Annotated in this window: 25 protein-coding genes; 15 read left to right on the top strand and 10 right to left on the bottom strand. The window is 38.7% G+C overall.

Annotation, left to right across the window (positions count from 1 at the left end; translation table 11 throughout):
• The first annotated feature begins 849 nt into the window (after positions 1–849).
• The gene (locus H6G28_RS34725) at positions 850–1,071 is read left to right on the top strand and encodes a hypothetical protein (protein ID WP_190677700.1); all 222 of its coding nucleotides are present in this window, start codon (positions 850–852) and stop codon (positions 1,069–1,071) included.
• Between the two features lie 138 nt (positions 1,072–1,209).
• Here H6G28_RS34725 and H6G28_RS34730 read toward each other — a convergent pair whose 3' ends face one another.
• Positions 1,210–2,112: a hypothetical protein gene (locus tag H6G28_RS34730; protein WP_190677701.1), complete on the bottom strand. Its 903-nt coding sequence runs from the start codon at positions 2,110–2,112 to the stop codon at positions 1,210–1,212.
• Positions 2,113–2,195: 83 nt separating this feature from the next.
• Entirely contained in the window at positions 2,196–3,296 is a 1,101-nt protein-coding gene (locus H6G28_RS34735) for a protelomerase family protein (protein WP_190677702.1), read from the bottom strand.
• Positions 3,297–3,508: 212 nt separating this feature from the next.
• Here H6G28_RS34735 and H6G28_RS34740 point away from each other — a divergent pair, with 212 nt between their 5' ends.
• The gene (locus H6G28_RS34740; RefSeq protein WP_190677741.1) at positions 3,509–3,670 is read left to right on the top strand and encodes a hypothetical protein; all 162 of its coding nucleotides are present in this window, start codon (positions 3,509–3,511) and stop codon (positions 3,668–3,670) included.
• 63 nt (positions 3,671–3,733) lie between these two features.
• Here H6G28_RS34740 and H6G28_RS34745 read toward each other — a convergent pair whose 3' ends face one another.
• The 8 genes from H6G28_RS34745 to H6G28_RS34780 form a co-directional block, all read right to left on the bottom strand.
• Positions 3,734–3,931, bottom strand: coding sequence for a hypothetical protein (locus H6G28_RS34745; protein WP_190677703.1), 198 nt, complete (start codon positions 3,929–3,931; stop codon positions 3,734–3,736).
• A gap of 512 nt (positions 3,932–4,443) precedes the next feature.
• A complete protein-coding gene (locus H6G28_RS34750; RefSeq protein WP_190677704.1) occupies positions 4,444–6,432 on the bottom strand; it encodes an IS1/IS1595 family N-terminal zinc-binding domain-containing protein in 1,989 nt (662 codons plus the stop codon).
• Entirely contained in the window at positions 6,429–7,100 is a 672-nt protein-coding gene (locus H6G28_RS34755; RefSeq protein ID WP_190677706.1) for a hypothetical protein, read from the bottom strand. The genes H6G28_RS34750 and H6G28_RS34755 overlap by 4 nt, the downstream gene beginning before the upstream one ends.
• The gene (locus H6G28_RS34760; RefSeq protein ID WP_190677708.1) at positions 7,093–7,284 is read right to left on the bottom strand and encodes a hypothetical protein; all 192 of its coding nucleotides are present in this window, start codon (positions 7,282–7,284) and stop codon (positions 7,093–7,095) included. The genes H6G28_RS34755 and H6G28_RS34760 overlap by 8 nt, the downstream gene beginning before the upstream one ends.
• 70 nt (positions 7,285–7,354) lie before the next feature.
• On the bottom strand, positions 7,355–7,546 hold the full coding sequence (locus H6G28_RS34765) for a hypothetical protein (protein WP_190677710.1): 192 nt from the start codon (positions 7,544–7,546) through the stop codon (positions 7,355–7,357).
• 53 nt (positions 7,547–7,599) lie between these two features.
• Complete coding sequence (locus tag H6G28_RS34770) at positions 7,600–7,830, bottom strand: hypothetical protein (protein WP_190677712.1); 231 nt, start codon at positions 7,828–7,830, stop codon at positions 7,600–7,602.
• A 157-nt stretch (positions 7,831–7,987) separates the two neighbouring features.
• On the bottom strand, positions 7,988–8,632 hold the full coding sequence (locus tag H6G28_RS34775; protein ID WP_190677714.1) for a hypothetical protein: 645 nt from the start codon (positions 8,630–8,632) through the stop codon (positions 7,988–7,990).
• Between the two features lie 3 nt (positions 8,633–8,635).
• Positions 8,636–8,998, bottom strand: a complete 363-nt coding sequence (locus H6G28_RS34780; RefSeq protein ID WP_190677717.1) for a hypothetical protein — start codon at positions 8,996–8,998, stop codon at positions 8,636–8,638.
• A gap of 266 nt (positions 8,999–9,264) precedes the next feature.
• Between H6G28_RS34780 and H6G28_RS36610 the strand changes: the two genes are divergently transcribed.
• The 13 genes from H6G28_RS36610 to H6G28_RS34840 all read left to right on the top strand — a co-directional run bounded on the left by H6G28_RS36610 (position 9,265) and on the right by H6G28_RS34840 (position 18,258).
• Positions 9,265–9,429, top strand: coding sequence for a hypothetical protein (locus tag H6G28_RS36610; RefSeq protein WP_206758277.1), 165 nt, complete (start codon positions 9,265–9,267; stop codon positions 9,427–9,429).
• On the top strand, positions 9,426–9,650 hold the full coding sequence (locus tag H6G28_RS34785; RefSeq protein ID WP_190677719.1) for a hypothetical protein: 225 nt from the start codon (positions 9,426–9,428) through the stop codon (positions 9,648–9,650). The genes H6G28_RS36610 and H6G28_RS34785 overlap by 4 nt, the downstream gene beginning before the upstream one ends.
• A 404-nt stretch (positions 9,651–10,054) precedes the next feature.
• Positions 10,055–10,207 carry a ribbon-helix-helix protein, CopG family gene (locus tag H6G28_RS34790; RefSeq protein WP_190677721.1) on the top strand — a complete coding sequence of 51 codons (153 nt, stop codon included), beginning with the start codon at positions 10,055–10,057 and terminating at the stop codon, positions 10,205–10,207.
• Positions 10,208–10,397: 190 nt separating this feature from the next.
• Complete coding sequence (locus tag H6G28_RS34795) at positions 10,398–10,661, top strand: hypothetical protein (protein ID WP_190677722.1); 264 nt, start codon at positions 10,398–10,400, stop codon at positions 10,659–10,661.
• The gene (locus H6G28_RS34800; protein ID WP_190677724.1) at positions 10,658–14,260 is read left to right on the top strand and encodes a plasmid replication protein, CyRepA1 family; all 3,603 of its coding nucleotides are present in this window, start codon (positions 10,658–10,660) and stop codon (positions 14,258–14,260) included. Before H6G28_RS34795 ends, H6G28_RS34800 begins: the two co-directional genes overlap by 4 nt.
• Positions 14,253–14,402, top strand: coding sequence for a hypothetical protein (locus H6G28_RS34805; protein ID WP_190677726.1), 150 nt, complete (start codon positions 14,253–14,255; stop codon positions 14,400–14,402). Before H6G28_RS34800 ends, H6G28_RS34805 begins: the two co-directional genes overlap by 8 nt.
• A 43-nt stretch (positions 14,403–14,445) precedes the next feature.
• Complete coding sequence (locus tag H6G28_RS34810; RefSeq protein WP_190677728.1) at positions 14,446–14,820, top strand: helix-turn-helix domain-containing protein; 375 nt, start codon at positions 14,446–14,448, stop codon at positions 14,818–14,820.
• Entirely contained in the window at positions 14,801–16,282 is a 1,482-nt protein-coding gene (locus H6G28_RS34815; protein WP_190677730.1) for a phage terminase large subunit family protein, read from the top strand. Before H6G28_RS34810 ends, H6G28_RS34815 begins: the two co-directional genes overlap by 20 nt.
• Complete coding sequence (locus H6G28_RS34820; RefSeq protein ID WP_190677732.1) at positions 16,266–16,745, top strand: hypothetical protein; 480 nt, start codon at positions 16,266–16,268, stop codon at positions 16,743–16,745. Before H6G28_RS34815 ends, H6G28_RS34820 begins: the two co-directional genes overlap by 17 nt.
• Positions 16,742–17,047 carry a hypothetical protein gene (locus H6G28_RS34825; RefSeq protein ID WP_190677734.1) on the top strand — a complete coding sequence of 102 codons (306 nt, stop codon included), beginning with the start codon at positions 16,742–16,744 and terminating at the stop codon, positions 17,045–17,047. The genes H6G28_RS34820 and H6G28_RS34825 overlap by 4 nt, the downstream gene beginning before the upstream one ends.
• Complete coding sequence (locus H6G28_RS34830) at positions 17,044–17,469, top strand: hypothetical protein (protein WP_190677736.1); 426 nt, start codon at positions 17,044–17,046, stop codon at positions 17,467–17,469. Before H6G28_RS34825 ends, H6G28_RS34830 begins: the two co-directional genes overlap by 4 nt.
• A 1-nt stretch (position 17,470) precedes the next feature.
• Complete coding sequence (locus H6G28_RS34835) at positions 17,471–17,851, top strand: hypothetical protein (RefSeq protein ID WP_190677738.1); 381 nt, start codon at positions 17,471–17,473, stop codon at positions 17,849–17,851.
• Positions 17,852–17,886: 35 nt separating this feature from the next.
• Positions 17,887–18,258, top strand: coding sequence for a hypothetical protein (locus H6G28_RS34840; RefSeq protein WP_190677740.1), 372 nt, complete (start codon positions 17,887–17,889; stop codon positions 18,256–18,258).
• The last annotated feature ends 603 nt before the right edge of the window (positions 18,259–18,861 follow it).

An 18,861-nucleotide genomic window follows, 5' to 3' on the forward strand; every position in this document is an offset into this window, starting at 1 on the left:
CACGATAATCATTATTAGTAAAAAAACTCGAATATTAAAAGTGAACTATAAACTGGATACTCATTTCTGAAGCATATCATGGGTTAAAATCTCAATTTTTAGTTCAAATCACAGATCGCCTCATTGCCAACTCAAACTGTAACCCTGCTACTGAAAATTTGATAGAGGCTTCCTCTGTAACAAAGCTACCCTTTCGGTGACAAGAATTAAATGTATTGGAAGTAATGTCCTTTAGCTTAATCCCTACCTGAGTCGCCAATATTTTGAGTGCTAACAAATCTTTTTCAAAATTAATCTGTTGCTGGTCGGTGTGAGCAGATTAGGAGTCATACCTGAGCCTGGTAGGCAGGGCTTTCACTCGCATTCCTCCGAGAGTTCAACCTCTTCTATTGCTAGATTTGGATGGTGTGGTTATGTACGGACTACTTACCATGATTCACCACACAACGAATCGCACTAATACTCCCTCTCGACCTAACTCAACCTCTATTTAAGTTTTAGCATCCATGTACAACTGATAAAATTTAAAATTTTTATTATATTTTTTGTCTTATATAAGACAAAAAACAACTGTATATTTACGTAAGCAATAAAAATATATTTCTATTAAAAATACTGTATATAAGGGTATTTAAAACTAAAATGGGAAAAATATTGTTTAATTAAAGCTAAATCTTGAATTAAAGACTTTTCTTCAAATTTAGGTTATTATCACTTCGTTATAGTTTTATATCTCTGACTCTATGTGTAGAAAGTACACTTAGAGAATAACCGATGTACTCTTGTTTTATACTGTTGTTAGTGGTATTCTGATTATGTAAATTAGACGTGTAGTATCTAAAACGTCTAATGAAAGTTTTTGATTTGCTGATTAAAAAGTTTAATTTTGCATCACGCCGAAAGCAGCAGTTTGATTACATTTACCGCATCCCACATTTTTTAGCGGTCACTTCTTATTTTGCTCTTTTCGGATTCTCTCTTTATAATTCTGATGCAAGATTAGCTTTTATTAACGTCTGTACGCTTTTAATAGCTAGTTATTTAGGTAAATCGCAAAATGACAAACAATAAAAAGTCTCTAGCTAGTCAAACTAACCAGAGACTTGTAATTAAAATTGTTGTTCTTAGATTATCTTAAATAGTCATTAATAGGCAACCCTCAAAGGGTTGTCTATCCCAGTTTCGGTAGACCGAAAAGTTTGGCGATCGCTAATTAATATCAATCCCATTGGGGACAAGTTCACTCAATTTAATTACCGCATCAATCTTTAACCCTGGCTTGCGGTTGTCGTACGGAGATAACCCGTGTTTGGCGTTGTGGTCGGTTAACCGAGTTTGATACTTCTGTAAAATTTTCTGAATAGTTGCTGCTTTGCTTCCCGTAAGGGTTTGTATAGCAGTTTGGTTAATGTGCCATTTTTTGTCTTTGTCCGACTCTACGCCAAATTGATTATTGTATATTTCTAGAGCATAGATAGCTCGTCTTGTTAGTTCCTCAGCCCTGCCAGGATGGGTTTTATACGTTTCACTCATTAAATCATTAGTAGAAACTGCACTTAAGTCTTCATCCCCTTGCTTAACTTTGCCCATCACAGTTTTTGCATAGACCTGACAAGCTTTCTGTACAAATTCAGCTAATGACACACCAGAATGAGCGATCGCATCTTCTACAATTTTCTGAGTATCAGCATCTAATTCTAATTGAGAGATATTCATAGTTTTCAATGTTTGGGTAAGTGTTGTTTCTTTAACTTCTGACTCAATGTTTTGTGTAGACCTCCATTGGCTTCTGGCTTCATCCCCTACAGAGTCGTATTCTTCAGTTGATAGGGTGAAGTGTTTAAAAAATAAATGCTCCCATCTTGGAACATTACCTTTACCGGATTCAGTAAAATATTGCCCTTGATGTTCTTGGGTTTCTGTTGCGGGATAAACACCCCGTAAAACCTTGCGAATATCCGCCATAGGCTTTTTACGGCTGTTAATGCTATCTGGGTAAGATTCCCTGATTTCAGTAACGATACTCTGGGCTAATTCTTTGATAGTTTCTTCATCCGTTAGCCCCTTTAATTTTTGGGCTAATTCTTGCCCTACCTGCTGCCACTTGCTCATAATGTAAATACTTTAAGTTTAGTTACATCCCTATACTATCCCTCTAGTAACTAGATGTCAAGAGGGTTTGTATAGGGATTTATTTAAATGCGAGTAATTGACCCTGACTTGATTTCGTAACGCTTGTAGCTGTTAATTGTTGTCTCATCTCGGTCAATCAATATTTTTTCGGCATAATCAATAAAGTCAAAAGCGTCAATTCCAGCATTGACAACGCAAGCCCTAAAATATGCGGCTCTAAATTTGTGGTATGTGCGCTCATCTTCTGGGAAAATATCAAATTCCTTACAGTGTTGATTTAGTGTTTTGGAGAATCTTCTATTTACTCGTTCTGGGTCTTCATCGTGCGAGAATTTTTTGCCTTTAGCTTCTAGCCACTGCAATGCACAGCAAATCAATTCAGTATTGAGTAAAGTAGGAATCTCGAAAGATGCTTCTCTAATAGGCAACGCTTTTTCGCCTAACTTTACTCGCCTAGACTTGCCTTTTAGTTGACCCTTGAATTTAACAGTATAATCATCAATCTTTTGAAACCTGGCTGATAGATGAATTTCCCCCATACGTCTACCAGTAGCTAACGCTAGGCTACAGCTAACATCCATCCAGTTAGCTAAAGACAGCCATTCATCTGTTAAACTCTTTTTTTCTTCCTCAGTTTTGGGTTTGGCTTTGTCTAAAACATCCTTGCCATTTTTTATTTCAAGCAAAACATTATAAGCGAACTTGAGAGAGTTAGTTAAATCAATTTGTATCCGGTTTTCTGGCTGTCTACGCTCTTGTACATCCTTTCGATACAGTTCTGATTGTGTAGCCTTATAGGTGGCGAATTGCTCCGATAATGCTTCCCCAAAGTGAGTAATGATTGTACACACTGGATTGTACAAAGCAGCGTCTTTAAGGTCTGTTCTAGCTGCGGTCTTGAGTGCTTTTTTAAGTGCTGTTATCTGCCTTAAGCAAGTACCATAAGTTTTTAATTCCTCTGGCTTATCGTCTGGGTAATTGATTTTTAATAGTCTTGCTTCACTAATAGCTAATTTCTTCCATCCTTGTAAATCACCAATGCCATTTTTGCGCTGATTAAGCTTATACGGTGCTAAATCCTCAAATTGAGGCAACAGAAATTTAACACGCTCATCAACGTAACTATTCTCTAGTTCATCTCCTGCCTTTAAATCCCTACTCATGACTAATTCCTTGATTGCTTAACTTACTTAATCTTAAAGTAAGCAAGGACTATACACAAGGGTTTATCTATAGATAAATACTCAATAACTGGGATTACTCCATAATTTATCCCTATACAAAACCTCTTGTTATCAATTTACAAAAGCTTTAGTATAGGGATATAGAAAAGGGACGCGCCAACGTCCCACACTCCAAAAAGGATTGGATTACTATGTTGACCACAGTAGCACAAGCTCAAACTAAGCAAAACATTCTAACCAAGTATGATGGCGAATTTGATGCAGCGATCGCACTTCCCCCAAGACAGACACACGGGGAATACTGGCAAGGGTATCTAGGATATACGGCTAAAACTGGTAACGCACCATTCTAAAACCAAAGGGTAGGCTCACAACCTACCCTTAATTTTTTGGCTGAACGCTTGAAATCAATGTTTTTATTGAAAGCCGTACTCTAAATCAATAGTGTCGAGCGGATAGCGGGTATGTATCCATTCCCAGCATTGATCCGCATCACCAGAAGAATACAAAGCCTCTACCGGATTAAAGCCGTAGTGAGCCAATTCACTCTCTGCCAACACCTCATGAATATGGCATGAGTTTTCAACATAGTAAACCTCAAAAACATAGAACATATTCAATTTCTCAAAAAAAAAAACAGAGCTATCTAAGTTAACCAATTTTTACCACAGTCTAGACATCGTAAACGCTGACAATCACTTAACTATCTAGTTTTTATTACAAAATGTAGTTTATTTATTACAAAATCATTTTTATTTTGTGCTGCTAATTGAGAATTTATCTTAATAGTTAATAGTTAACGAATTTCCAATAGTTTCAGCTTAGTAACATTTTGATTATTTATGATATCTAGCTAACTAATAACTCTTGTTTTTGGTCAAAACTTTCAAGTTTGAATTTTCTTGCCTATATCTGTCAATTTTTTGAATAGCTTGCCAATTAGTGGCAGATATCGGCAGATATCGGGCAATTTTTAAGGCTTTAAAACTCAACTATTGCATTTAATTATTAACAAGCTAATTTTTAAGAAAATCTGTCCCATTTTCTGGCGATATCTGCCAATAAATACTCATCTACGGCAGATATTGGGACAAAAAAAATTCATTTTTTCTGCCGCACATTACGCTTAATTTTCTAAGAAGTTTTTCCCACAATCTCGACATTGCCATCTTTGCTTACTTTGAGAGTGTCCATTTTTTTTGATGTTCTGACTTTGGCATTTAGGACAAGCCAGCAAAGTAGGTGTATCAACTAAAGGATTCTTCCTAATAGCTGCAATTTGGTCTGTTGATTTTTGATAAGCGGCTAAATCAATATCAATGCCATCGAAGTAAGGCAACTGGTAGAACACAGGTGAACGATCAGACGTGACCATTGCAATTCTAAATTCTCTGGCAGTGTCACAGATGATTTCATTTTGTTCTTCCATCTCCAATTCAATCTGCTCTAGCGTGGCTAGTGCTTTTTCTACTGCTGCCTTGCTGTAGAAGCGATCGCCATACTGGGTGAGAAATGTTCTGATACTCACCGGGTCGATGTAGACATTGGTTAACATCTTTTGGTCATCAATGGACAAACCTTTAGTAGTGCTGACCATGCCAGACTGACCAAGGATGATAACCCCTAAATTGATGTGACCACCATCTTTTAGAACTTGCTTAAACTGTTTTGCGCTATCACTTCCGGCTTGTTCTACTCCAATATCAAATTCATCACAAGCCCAGACGAAACCTACAGAATCTTTGTACTGTGAATTGCTGGGATTTTTGCGGGAGTTGTATTCATCAGACAAGCCCTTAAATCCTGCTTTGGCATCTGACCAGCGTAAACAAAAGTCTAAATCTTTTGAATTTTTGACACTAACCTCAGCCAGAGGGTTACAGAATGCAATCTCTGTAAAATCTAATTTTTTACCATTGGGAGTGTTACCGCTTAAGAAACCGCGCTTAAGGATGTGGCTCATCAAAACTAAAACAGTGGGAGTTTTCCCGGCTCCCGGTTCGCCCACAATTCTTAAGCGTATTGGCTGACTGAGAATATAGTTAATAAACTCTTGTTGATTACGGTACAAACTACCCTTGTCAGCTTTCCTTGCTGGTCTATCCTTGCAAAACTTGACCATAAGGCAATCAGTGAAAGTCAGTTTTTTGGCTGACTCAATGCTGTAGATTCCTAAAGCTTTGGTTATCTCTGGTGAGCAATCTTTGATTAATTTGGCGATCGCATCGGGTGACATAGTACGGCTGTAAGAGTAGCCAGCCGTAATTACTGAGTCAGTCTCCTCTATGCCAGTGACTCTCAAGGGTATCTGTTTTTGGAACCAAAGCCACTGAGCGATCGCGTTTGCTATGCGTCCGTTGGCATCAAAACCAAATTCACCATATTGGGGTTCGAGTAAATCACCTGCTAACTGCTGCTGTAACTGACCAATTCTGATGTTTAGCAGTTCAATTTGCTCAAGGTAGTTCTGACGTTCGGCGTTAATGGCTTGGCTAACCTCATCTAAATTTTGGTTATAACCACTGGCTAAACTTTTGATTATTTCTGCTTTGGAGGCATGACCATGAGCTACTTTTTCACCCCAATTTTGCAGCCGCCTAAACAACTGCATAGCTTCTGAGGTGATTGAATCATGCTCAGAGTAGATTTTCTCTAACTCAGTTTGTTTGGCGACTTGAAAGCATTTATTAGCCTCTACTTCTACTTGAGATTTAAAGTTAGCTTCCCATTGCTCAATCTCAGATTCTAAATACTCAATTCGTTGTTTGTCTTTCTGTGATTGGGTGAAAATTTGAGTCAGTTTAGCTTGATATTCTTGTAGCTTTGAATTTAGTTGAACAACCATTAAATCATTTTCTATCTTGGCATGACCAAGATTATTAATAGTATTCCTGGCTTCTTTTAGCTCATCTTTTAAACCTTCTAATTGATGCGCTAGTGTATTTACTTGAGCTTTGGAGGCTTCATACTTGTTAATTACACTGTGAAGGTTATCACTGGCATTCTTAGCGACTTTGGCAACCTTTCTAAGCTCTTTTTGTGATTTACTATCAGCGACCAAATAAGCTACAAATCCCCCGCATATTGCACCTAGCCCAAAGTAAAGCTGAATCATTTTCTCACCTCTAAATCTACCAAATTCCCCAACTGTTCTTTAAAACTGGCTAACTTATCCTGAGTTTCAAGTGTTTTAAATCGTGTTTCCTGTGCTTTTAATTCAGCCTGCTTTAGCTTTTGACTCAGTTCATCTTTGGTGTGAATTGCGGTGCTTGTATCTGTAATTGTTTTGAATTTACTAACATCAAGAGTCACTGACTTTTGAGTAGTAATTTCTTGTTGGTTTTGATAATCAAGATAATGACCGCGTACTTTCTCTAACTCTGTGGCTGCTACAATACCAGCATCAAAAGCTTTGGCGTGTTTGCCTACTACATTGAACTTCTCTTTAGTCACATCGAAAGCCAAACCGTAGAGTTTTAAAGCTCTCACAGCGCCTTCATAAACTTTAGTACCCTTGGTAAGTTGTTGTTCTGTAGCTTGTGGAATAGTTTCCGGTGGATTAAGCGGATCGGCAATGTGGAATTTTTCAGGATGAAAAGACGGTATGCCTGCCACCATTGTTTGTGGTGTTAGGTGTAGTAATCCTGGGATGTGATTATCAATCTGTGTATTTGGAATAGTTGCATTAGTAGCAGTACTAGCATTACTTGATGACCCTTTGCCTTTGGCCAGTTTTTCAGCTACAGCTTGAGCAGCCGCTTTAGTAGTGTCGATTTTAGCCATTGTTCAAAAATTTTCGTGTGTTGACTAAAGATTGATATCGAATTTCTAGTTGACGAAATAATTTGTCAATTTGACTAAATTCAAGTGCTAATTGCTCATCTAAATCATATTTTTCAAGCACTTGATTTAGTTCTGTTTCGTCCGTCTTTGCATCCTCAATTTGGCGATTCAATTCATCCTGCATAATGCTATATTGAGGTATTGGATTTTAAGAGTGTATAGGCGGCGATCGCGTTCTTAATCGCCGCTACTTTTTATTGATTGAAACCTTCACGGGATGTATTTACGGGAATTGTGGCGGCTTCGTACTGCAAAAAATTGAAAAATTGAATAACATCACCAAGAGTTACATCACAATCAAATCGCAAATTTCTAAATTGTGGATGTTCCTTGATTTGAGCTAGTAGATTTTGAGATTCATCAATTAATTCTGGTAGCGATCGCATATTTTTACCTAGATAAATGAGTAGCTTTATTTTAGGCGGGTGAGAGGGATTAATTAAGATTCTTCGGGGTCAACTTTTGCACGAATCTCTTTTAGTTTTGGCAGAATATCAAATTTTCTTCGCCTGTCCAAAACTGTGTCAATTGCTGTTAAAAAATCCGAAATTGCGTATCCTTCTTTCTCTAGAGAATGTAACAAATTTTCACAAAAAGGAATTAGCGATTCAGTTTTCGCAATGGACAAACTCGATCTAATTTCTGTCACTAAATCAGAATCGGACGACATTTGCATATTCTCCTTGTAGTAGAAAATTAATTGAAGTAGCTAACACATTGTTGAATTTATCGAAAATTGACAGCATAATTACCTCAATCAACCAAACGATGAAAAATATTTTCAAGTGCGCGATTTATCGCATCAAAAGGAGACAAAACAAAATTGACTAAGCGGTTTTCAGCTTTCCCAAATCACTCATAATTGCGTCAATCTCTGCGGATAGATCGGTTTCATCGGGAGTAATACTTACTGGTTGTTTACCCAAGCTGGCTAAATCGCGGATAGCTCCTAAATACTCTTGCTTTTTGTATTGCCAACACTCGTTTATGTTCTCTACCAGTTCCGCATCCCTGACAGCCAAGTTATTGAGTATGAGCGTGTTTCTTACCTGCGCTATGGCATCAACGGCGGCGATTTCTTCAGTGGCCTGTTTTGCTAACTGCTCAACCAGAGATAAGCCAGTATTGGGTGTTGGAGACTGGGCGGGATTGGTTAACTGTTGCTGTGGGGGCTGGGGTACTATAGGGGCATTTTGTGGCTGTTCTGTGTTTGTTTGAGATGCTTGCTGTGTGAGCATTTCGCTGTTTTGGCTCTGTGCTGGCAATTGTGGCTGTTTTGTTGCTTCGATTTTCTTAGCAACTGCCTCAAAATCTAGCAATGGCAAGGCTTTCACGGTATCGAAGTCATCAGGGCGAATGTCCATCAATGCCAGTCTTAGGGCTTGTTCATTGGTTTTAAGCTGCTCAACTGCGGCAGCAATTGTGATTGTGTTGCTATCTGTTGCTGGCTTGACTTTGGCTGTGCGTGGCATGGGTTACGCTCCTATTCGTTGTAATTGTTCTTGTGCTTTTCTATACGTATAGACACTAAAGTAATTAGGATTTCTCTTAATACCTGCCTTTACCCTTTCGGCTGTAACTACTTGGCTCATTAATCTGCCGATTCTTGCTAAAACCCAGCATTGATAAGGGCTTAAGGGAGATTCTTTGTCGTAGCTATCATCTGGTTTTTTAGGGAAAGCCTCTCTAAATTGGGGAATACGCCAAAATGCAATTTCTGACCATAGGTATACAGTGCTACGGCTAACACCGAGTATTTGAGCTAAATGGGTCTTATTTGTTTGGAAGTCCAAAAACAAATCATCTTTTGTTCCGTTGCAGTCAACTCTTTGCCTCATAAGGGTTTTGGGAATCAATCAGAAATTAATCGGAAATAATCAGCAATCAAATAGGCTACTAACACTGTGCTGTATTGAATCGCTAAAGCCCTTACTGTATCTACTCTTGGGCTACTCGTTCAACACTAATCAGTGGTTTATTGCTGTTTGATTGCTTATGTTGTTAATATAGTGGCTAAGAGGTTCACTTGTCAATCAAGAGGTTCACTTAGTAGACGAAAGTATTTTCTGATGGATAATAGACACTAAGCCATTTACTTAGTGTCATGCCTTCCAATAAGCCAAAAGTACAAATTAGATTTGAAGATGAGGATTATCGATATTTAGAGGATTGGGCAAAATCAGAATTTATACCCATCACTCAACTATGCAGACAACTAATTTTAAAAGCAGCAGAACAGAGAAAGTCGGAGCAAGAGAGGTCAGCATGACTGATGCACAACTTGAAGATATCAACTCACGCCTAGATGCCTTAACTCAAAGGGTTGGTAGTTTGGAATTACTTACAGGCACAATCGGGACTAGCCAAGTTGCGATCGCCCAAATTCTCAACACTCAGGCAGAACACACCCAAATACTCAACGCTCACACCCAATTACTGAATGAGATTTTGCGGATACTGCGCGATCGCAATGGTGGCAGTGGGCTATAAAATGCGATCGCACTTCTTTACATCCCACCTGTCACAAAGTGACACGAACGCAAAAATGGCAGAGAAACATTTTTCCCCTGCCATCTTGCAGCTTTATTTTAGGTTGTGTGAAATTTTCACTAACATTATTAAACACTGTTAGTCGATAAAAAGCAATGCTCAACATTAATAGTCATTGATGATTCATTTTAGTTCTATTTTGCTTTTTAATTCACTGTTGTTGATATACCTATTTATTATTAACAAAAACAGACTAAAAATGTCTGCTGGAAGGGTTTGAAGCTGGCGATCGCAGAAATTAACAAATTTTCTCGGTAATTAATAAAATTTCTTCCAGGTGTATCCACCAGTTTGATTTTTTATATGGTATTTATATAAAAACGATGTTGAACAGGGAAGATTTTATGAAAAATTCTGCAAAAAAACACAAAGGGTTTCGTCTTGACTCTGATCAGGTGAAAAAGCTTGAAAAAACTGCAAAGCAACAAAACACCACGCAATCGAAGATTGTGCGCGATGCGCTTAAAAGCTATCTAGATGAGCAAAAAAAAGGGTGATCCTCCTGCCTTTTGGTGGGGTGCTTCAATTCTGTGCTACCTCCTGCAACGCTTTCTCAGGGCGTTTCCAAAAAGCGGATTCTCACCGCTAACATATTTTTTAAATATTCTCAGATTACGTTAGCACACCTACAGTATCTCATTCAGCATCAGCAGGAGGATTGCCAAAAACTTTAAAAAGGCAATCCCCATGAAAAACAGAAACCAAAAAACCCCTACTATAGCAAGCGGGGGAAGCATCAAAAGTAAAAGTTCTGCAATTTCGCCAATTTTATCATATTCTTCTCATAATTGGCAACAATGCAGCAGTGGCAAGGTTTTGAAGCTGCAAAAAAGCATAGCAACAAGAAAACTCACTGAAAGCCTTGAAATTCTCGAAAGCGCCGGATACAGCGAGGATATCGCGCTTTTAATTTTGAGTGAAACTCAAGCGGCGTGGGAGTGCGATCAATGATTAATCCTTCACCCCTACCCAAGCAATACTCACCCAATCCCCAAATTAATCAAGTAATTTTTGAATTACTATCACTAGGAATCAGCCCCATACCTGTAGCGCCAAAGCAGGATAGCCGCAAAGATTGGTGTCATCGCGTAGCCACCAATAACGAGGATGCTGAATATTGCCCTCTAGACAAAAATTTAAACCCCATACCGAGATTTACGGGTAAAAACCCTAGCTACTTAAGCCGCACGGGACAAGCCTTTATTCTTGAGCATGGAAAATATAAAGAGAAGCTACCAACAGAGGAGGAGCTTAAAAAGTGGTTCTGTAATCCCAATACTGGCATTGGTGCTATGTGCGGGATGGGTGCAGTTATTTGGATCGACTTTGACACCAAAACCTTTGATTCTCAAGATGAATGCAATCAAGCTGTTAGCAAATTTTTATCTAAAAATAACTTAACCGACAACTGGATTGAGAGAACCGGATCGGGTGGGTGGCGTATTCCTGTTGTTACCGAAGAAAAACCCAGTTTCACCAACTTTGCTTTAGAACTTGGTGGGAAGCATAGGGGAGAGGCTTTAGGTTATGGTCGTTTTACCGTTCTGAGTCCGAGCATTCACCCCAACGGTAAAACCTACAGCCGTGTTAGTCGTGGCGGTATCGCTAAGGTAAAATCGCTTGAAGCGATCGGTATTTTCCCAGCTAAGGAAGAAATTAAACAATCCGAACGCAAACAACACAGAGAACAGGCTCAAAATAGCGGTTTAAGCCTGTCTAAAGACTTTGATGATAGTTTGGACATTCGCAACTTTGCCAAGTATTTTGACGGCTACCACGAACGGGGGAATGGCTGGGGGTACGCTCAATGCCCACATCACCCCAACGCAACAAGCCTTACAAGCTTTCGAGTCAACCTCAACACTGGAGCGTTTAAGGCTTGGTGCTGTTGTGGTACTGGTGATGTTTGGAAATCTGGATTGGAGTTGGCGAAGAGTCGCGGTTATGCCCCCCAAACAAGGATTAAGGGGTGGACACCTCCTGGTGATTATATATATAAGAAAAATCAGAAAGAGGTGTCCTCTCTGGAAGCTAGATTACGCAGGGATTCCAGCCATTTTGAAGGGCAAATTTCAGAATACGAGGTTAAGCGCAGGTTAAGGGCTAAATTTAACTTTACACGCAAACCAAATGTTAAGGCTACTGATGGTTTCTTGCCGCACATCGACCTTTCAAGCATCCCTCATGGGTTGATAGGTATCAAGGGTGATTGGGGCATCGGCAAAACCTTCCTACTTTCCAAATGGTGCAAAGAGTGGGAAGGTAAAATTATTCAGGTAGCGCACTTAAACGCGCTTTTACATAACACCGCCGCAAAACTTGACCTAATGCACCATCATGAGCTTAAGGATATGCAGTTAGGAGTTACGAGTTTTGGGCGTGTTGCAATTACCGATATCAGCCTGGGGGCAATGCTTGACCCTGAGAAGTGGTGTAAAGGAGAACCATTTATACTAATTCTCGATGAAATTGAGCAGGTTTTTAAATCGATTCAGACCAACAGTAATTTAAGGGGTACTTTACGAGTAAAGGCTCGTTGTAAATTGGAGTGGCTAGTTAAAAATGCAACCTATGTAATAGCTTCTGATCGAGATTTGTGTAACGAAACGTTGGACTACTTAGAGCAAGTCAGAGGTGATGAGAAGAAGGCTTTTATTATTCATCATTCTGGGCGGAAGGGTGAAAGTAGGAAGCCTATTAAAGTCAACGTCACAAACAAGAAAGATGATCAACTAAGCCAACTAATTGCAGACGCAAAAGCAGGTAAAAAAATAGTTGTTCCTTGTGAAAACAAGAAAGATTTACTTGCAATTGAATTACAGCTTAAAGAATCCGGTATTCCTGAAGAATCAATGTTTTTCGCTCACGGTGATAATTCTAATGAGGATGGAATTAAGCAAGTAATTGAAGTAATTGATCAAAAATATACGGACTATCAAATACTCGCCTACACGCAAACTCTAGGCACTGCAATTAGTCTCGAAAAGCCACATTTTGATGTGTGCTACGCATTCTTCACAGGTGACGTACTGAGTGCAGGTGATCAGGCTCAATCCTTGTTCAGGTATAGGATTGATTGTGAAATTAATATTTGGGTTAGCTCAAAAAAACAAACTCTAGAGATCGACCCAGATAATCTACTAAATAATTTAATCTCAAAGATAGACGACACCAATCAATTAATAGTTTCGATTGATGAGATTGGGGAATTACTGGAGCAAGGTATTTTACCAAATGCTAGGGGTGAGATTAACGAACAAGATTTACCTTGGATTAAGCATAAATTAGGCATCATCGCACGTACTAATGCGAGTCGCGCTAACCCTAGCCAGTCTTTGATTGACTTGTTGGAGCAAGCAGGATTCACGTTAGTTTTGGGCGAAAATTTAGCAGAAAAAACACCAGAGGGCGAAAACCACAAAGAATTTAAAAAGCAGGTGGACAAAACTAAGGATAAACTCACATCCGAATCGGAACCAATGAACGAAGTTGAATTTCAGCAAGCAATTTTAAATCCTGGCAGCCTCAAGCAATCAGAAAGATATCGTTTCAAGAAAACCAAATTGCAACGTGATACTGGATTAGAAATTACTCAGGAAATTGTCGAGCTGGATCGCAAAAAGAACCTTGTACGCGGTGCTAGGCTATTGCGGCTGATGAACGTAGACGATCGCCAAGCCGTAGCCTTTGACTTAATCGACCGCGAAAATAATCCAGACCAAGCCGATCAACACTTTTACTCTCCAACTCGCAAACTTCTACATGATTTGGGTGTCCCCGAACTTATTGAGAAGCTTTCCACGGGGATTGAATACACCTCTGAATCAGAAGAAGTAGCCAAGGTGTGCGATCGCCTACGCTCAAGCAAAACTAGGGTTAAAAAGTATCTTGGGTTCACACCTTCCACGGAGAAAAATAAATCGGGCAACTTTAAAGAGAGCAATACAACAGCACTAGGGAAACTTCTAGATGCCTTGTGCTTAAAATCAGACGTTAGGAAGTCGGGTGAAAACCGTTTTTACCGATTGAATGCGGAACGCTGGGAGATGCTAAAGGGCATCACTGACCACATGGAAGGTAAAGCCAAAACACCCACCTTAGAAAGCATCATTGAAACGGCTATAAACCAAGCCACTACTAGCTTAGAGGTGTGGACACCTGTTTCTGATTCCTCTATATATATAAATAACCAGGAGGTGTCCACAATACCCACGCTGGCAGAAGTGAAGTTAGCGGAAGTCAGTCAAGCGATCGCACCAACGGAAGTGATGGCGATTGAACAGGCGATCGCATCTTCCGAATTTTCTCCAGAGGAACAAGCCCCAGTTTGGGCGGGGCTAATACTCAAGATCAAGCAAGGCTTGGAAGTAACTGGCTTTGTGCTAGGAAACCTCTATCAAGATTTAGTGCAAAGATTCGGAGAATTAGAGGGGATTGCCGAAGATGAGCCACTTTTTAACGAATATCAGCAAGCTTGGCAAGTCCCGGTAATGTTCTCGGATTGTACACGCTCAATTCCTTGCGATTGGGTGGAGGTGGTCTATGGATAGTTCCAAATGGATGGAAGCAGCGATCGTCTGTAACGATTATGCCGAATCGTTAGATGAAAGAACCGAATTATATTTGTTAATCCTGGCTACGGGTTTAGTAATTAGTCTTTCATTTATTGCCACAAACCTAAAACCTGAATAGGTTAAATTATGTAAATAATTAGACATTTTTGGACATCAAGCTTTTGGAAGACTTAACACCAGAAAAAATCAAAGCACTCACTATGTTATCGGCTGGTTATACATTGCAACAAACAGCCGATAAAACTGGTGTGACCATCAAAACTATTAGTAGATGGAAATTAGATCCAGAGTTTCAAAAACTTCTCAAAGAAGCTTCTATGAGAATGTTTGATTCTGCAATTTCTGAATTATGCCTTGGTAGCATCGAGGCGGCGAAGCAATTAAGAGGAATTATCAATGATGAAGATGTACCAGCAAGGGTAAAAATTAGTGCTATTCAATGCCTTTTAGGTACAGCTTCCCGTGTTAGAGATTGGCACAACGAAGAACGATTAGAAAGGCTTGAGGCGGCGATTGATGCCAATAACAACATCTAAATTAAAAAATCTTGAGAAGCGCGTAGAACGCGAAATTCTAGGGCGAAATACGCTCAAGCCAGTGCCTAGAAATTGGGAGGATTTTGTTAAACTCTGCACCATACGAAGCGGTGGTAAAATGGTGCAATTTATCCCGTATGAATTTCAAAAAAAATTAATCGAACTGCGTCAACAATACCCCAATATAGTATTAATTAAAAGCCGCCAAGTTGGTTGCACCCAGGCACTAGCAAGCGACGATTTAAAAGATGCTTGCACAAATCCTGCTAGTAGCTCTGTATTCTTCATGCGAAACTCTGATGACGTTGGAAGTTTGAGCCGCCGCATAAAACAAATGTTATCGGGACTTAAAGATTATGTTCAGCCAGCTAACGATAGTGTTGGCTACATAAAAATAAAGGGATTGGGCGATATTTACTGCAAGAACAGTTCTAAAGAGGGAATTAGGAGCCTGGACAGCATAACGTCACAGACCTATGATGAATCAGCCTTTATCTTGAATATTGAATCAATCTATGCGGCTTCTAATGCGGCTTCTGCCTTGGTTGGGGATAGCGCAAAGAAGATGATCATTAGTACCCCATCTGCAAAAATGGGGTGGTACTGGCAACAGTTAAGCCAAAATAATAATGATGATGTTGAGGAGATTTGTAAACAGGTAGCGTCAGGAAATTTATATAAAGATATTCCAGGTTTTTACTATTTTGTTGATAATGCTGGAGTCTTGAAAGTTGTTTTGCATTGGCGTTGTCATCCTATTTACAGAAAAATTGATCAAGAATTTCCTGGCGGTTATCTTGCTTATAGAATGCAGCAGGATAATTGTGAGGAAGAAATTGTATTAAGAGAGTATGATTTAAGATTTATTGATAGTTCTGTAGCAGTTTTCACTAGTGAGCTAGTTCGTCAATCCGCAATCGGGGAATGGGAAACAGAACGGAACGATAAAGCAGAATATTATCTATCAGTTGATACTGCTACGCTAGGCAATGATTATTGTGTAGCTATCGTATTAAAGAAGCTTGATTATAAATATTCAGTAGTAGCAATGTACCGCAAGCGGCAACAAACAAGCGAATATAATTTATATCAAATTGGGAAATTAATAGAGCAGTATCAACCTGAAAAGATAGGGATCGAAACCACGGGTGGTGTAGGTACTTTGTATTTAGAAAAACTATCAAAAGAGTTTCCAAAGTATGAATTTGAAGCAATCAAAACTACTGGTGATAGTAAACCAATGATGGTTTCTGGGTTACAATTAGCATTAGAAAAGAATGTTTTATTTTATCCATCTAAGAGTTCAATTAAGGATGAATTACTATCATTTAGAAGGGTAGGAAATAAGTTAGAAGCAAGCTCAGGACAACATGACGATACTGTAATGGCGTTATGCTTTGCATTATTAATTGCAGATAAAAATGATAATACATGGAGCTTAAAAGATGTACCAAGATTTTAGTAAAAAAGCTGTAGCGTGTTGGTATACATGGGAAGATTGCTATATTCTGGATGGTAAAGTTGATGAAAATAAAAACCTAATTATTGAGTCAGAATTGTTATTAAAAAACTCATCAATTGAGGTTGTAGCGGCGATTTTAGCAGATAAAAGAAACGTTTGGACAAACTACCACCCACCGTTAAAACAAGCCTTAAATACTTGCAATCAGGTTGATTTCGATGGACAAGATAGCCGAGATATTCAGCCGTTAGAAGATTTATTTAAGTGCTTAAAATCTGAAAATAGATTATTTTTATCACGAGAAATAAAAGAGGCTAATTTTGCAAATCATAGTAGTTGTGTTAAATTATTATTGAAAGCATTTGTAAATGATTTGTGCGGAAGTAATCAGGGTTTTTCGGGTAGTATAGCAACAGTAATAAAGCGCAAAGATTTTAGAGGTAGAAGGCGGATATTTGGGTGAATATAAATCAAAAGTACATAATTCAAATTGTCAACATTATCAACAATCAAAAATTCTCTGATACGCCCAAGAACAGAGAATTTTTACAGGGAATAGCAGATAAATTAAGGATACTTTATAAACAAAATAATTCAAGTAAAATATTAAACTTACTTGTAAGTTTGGAGGTTAAAACTAAGCTAATTAGTAGCCAAATTAATAACAATAATGAACATTTAGTAATTAATCCAGCTTCTATTTTTGGTTTTAAAATTAATAATGATTCACCATCTACAAATTTAAAAATGTTGCCAAAAATATGAACGAAAACGATTTATTTAAACGTAATATAGGTACTTTTCAAGATTTTAATAGAGATAAATTAAAATATAAAATCCTTCCTCAATTTATTGAATTTATCCAAAACAATAGAGTACAATTCTATTATGTTGAATGCTTACCCAAGCATTTAGAAAATATAGGATGCTGTGTTTTCAAATCTTTTGGTAATTACTTTATTCTATTGATTGAAAGTGAGTTACAAAAAATTTCTAATAAGACAAAAACGCCTATAAATTTTGTGGCTAACATTGCGATTATTCACGAAATTTCGCACATAGTTAGTGATGCAATCGGTAAATTCGATGATGAGCAATACGTCTGGAACCTGGGCGAGACCATGATTAAAAACGCTTCAATTCCTCAGTATTGTTACGAAAAAGTAAGAAAATATTTGAGTAAATAATATGATTGATTTGCAAGCAGCGATCGCATTTCACACCAAAAACTTACAGAATTTTGACGGCGGACATCTTGACCAAAGAAAAAAAGAATTTTACAAACAGCAATTGAGAGTTTTTCTGTTAGCCCTAGAGTCTGGCTTGGATGCCAATAAAATACGGTGCTGTGATTTTAATGGGAGTCATGGGAGTAATGAGCCACCAAGCGTTAATTTCAGCGTTGATGGGGTTAATTTTACTTTGCGCTTGGTGGGTGATGTTTTGCAGCTACAAGTCAATGGGCAGACGCAACTTTTCACAATGCCCAGTGAAAGCTGTGCTACAAAAATTAATCTTGCAATCGCCATAACAGAACGAGTAACCAGTCAGAGGAGAGCGATCGCATAACACAATTCATAAATAACCTCACAAGGAGCATTGACATGATATTTAGCTCAAATAATACCTATTACCTCAAATATGAATCAGCACCATTTCCATACAAAGCTAGGTTTAAGCATATAGAATTAAAAGAAGATGGAAAAGTTTTAATATTTTTTGATATTAACGATAAAGAGATTTCGATAAATTCAAGTGAGTTTCTAAATGGGAGTGTTGCTGTAGAAGAATTAACAACACAAGTAGAAAAACGTATAACCATTTCGGCAGAGCAAAATAGTTTAGATTCAAACAGACTTCATAGAGACTCATTGACAAAAAGTTTAAGTCATGAATCTTTAAGGGAGCAAGAAAAAAGAAGACTTGAAGAACTCAAAGAAGCAGGCAAGGCAGCACTAGAATTAGGTATTTCATAGCGATCGCCTGACTTCGCCTGACTTCCCCAAACAGAATTAGCCATAAAGTCAAGCCGCCGCGTAGGTGGCTTTTATTTTGGGCATAGAGGCAGGTTAGGGGTGTAGCTGGTAGTTTTAAGCTGTTCGGGAAGCGATCGCGCTTTGTAGGGCATTGTGGGAGGAATACCCCACAGACAATGATTTTGTTAAAGCCAGAAGGATAGTTTAGTCACGCACGAACCCATATTTATATAGAAATAGGGGTGTGCGTGACCATTCTCTCATCAGAGAAAAATAAGGATGGGGAAGACGCGGCGATAGCCGCCGTCGTTGGGCTTCTACGAAGCCAGTCACGAAAAGTATAAAAGCCTGCTTTAGTTTTTGCGTGTGCGGCGGCGGGATTGGGGAGGCGGTAGGGATGCGATCGCTGAATCATGCCATTATCTATATACAAGAGGGTACAGGGATAGTCAAGAGGGTTTGTGCAGACATGGGGTAAAGTAGAGGGTTTGTACAGGGATAGTCAAGAGGGTTTGTGCAGACATGGGGTAAAGTAGAGGGTTTGTACAGGGATAGTCAAGAGGGTTTGTGCAGACATGGGGTAAAGTAGAGGGTTTGTACAGG

Origin of the sequence: Nostoc sp. FACHB-190, from assembly GCF_014696905.1 — a bacterium.
In the GTDB taxonomy this organism is placed as follows: domain Bacteria; phylum Cyanobacteriota; class Cyanobacteriia; order Cyanobacteriales; family Nostocaceae; genus Nostoc_B.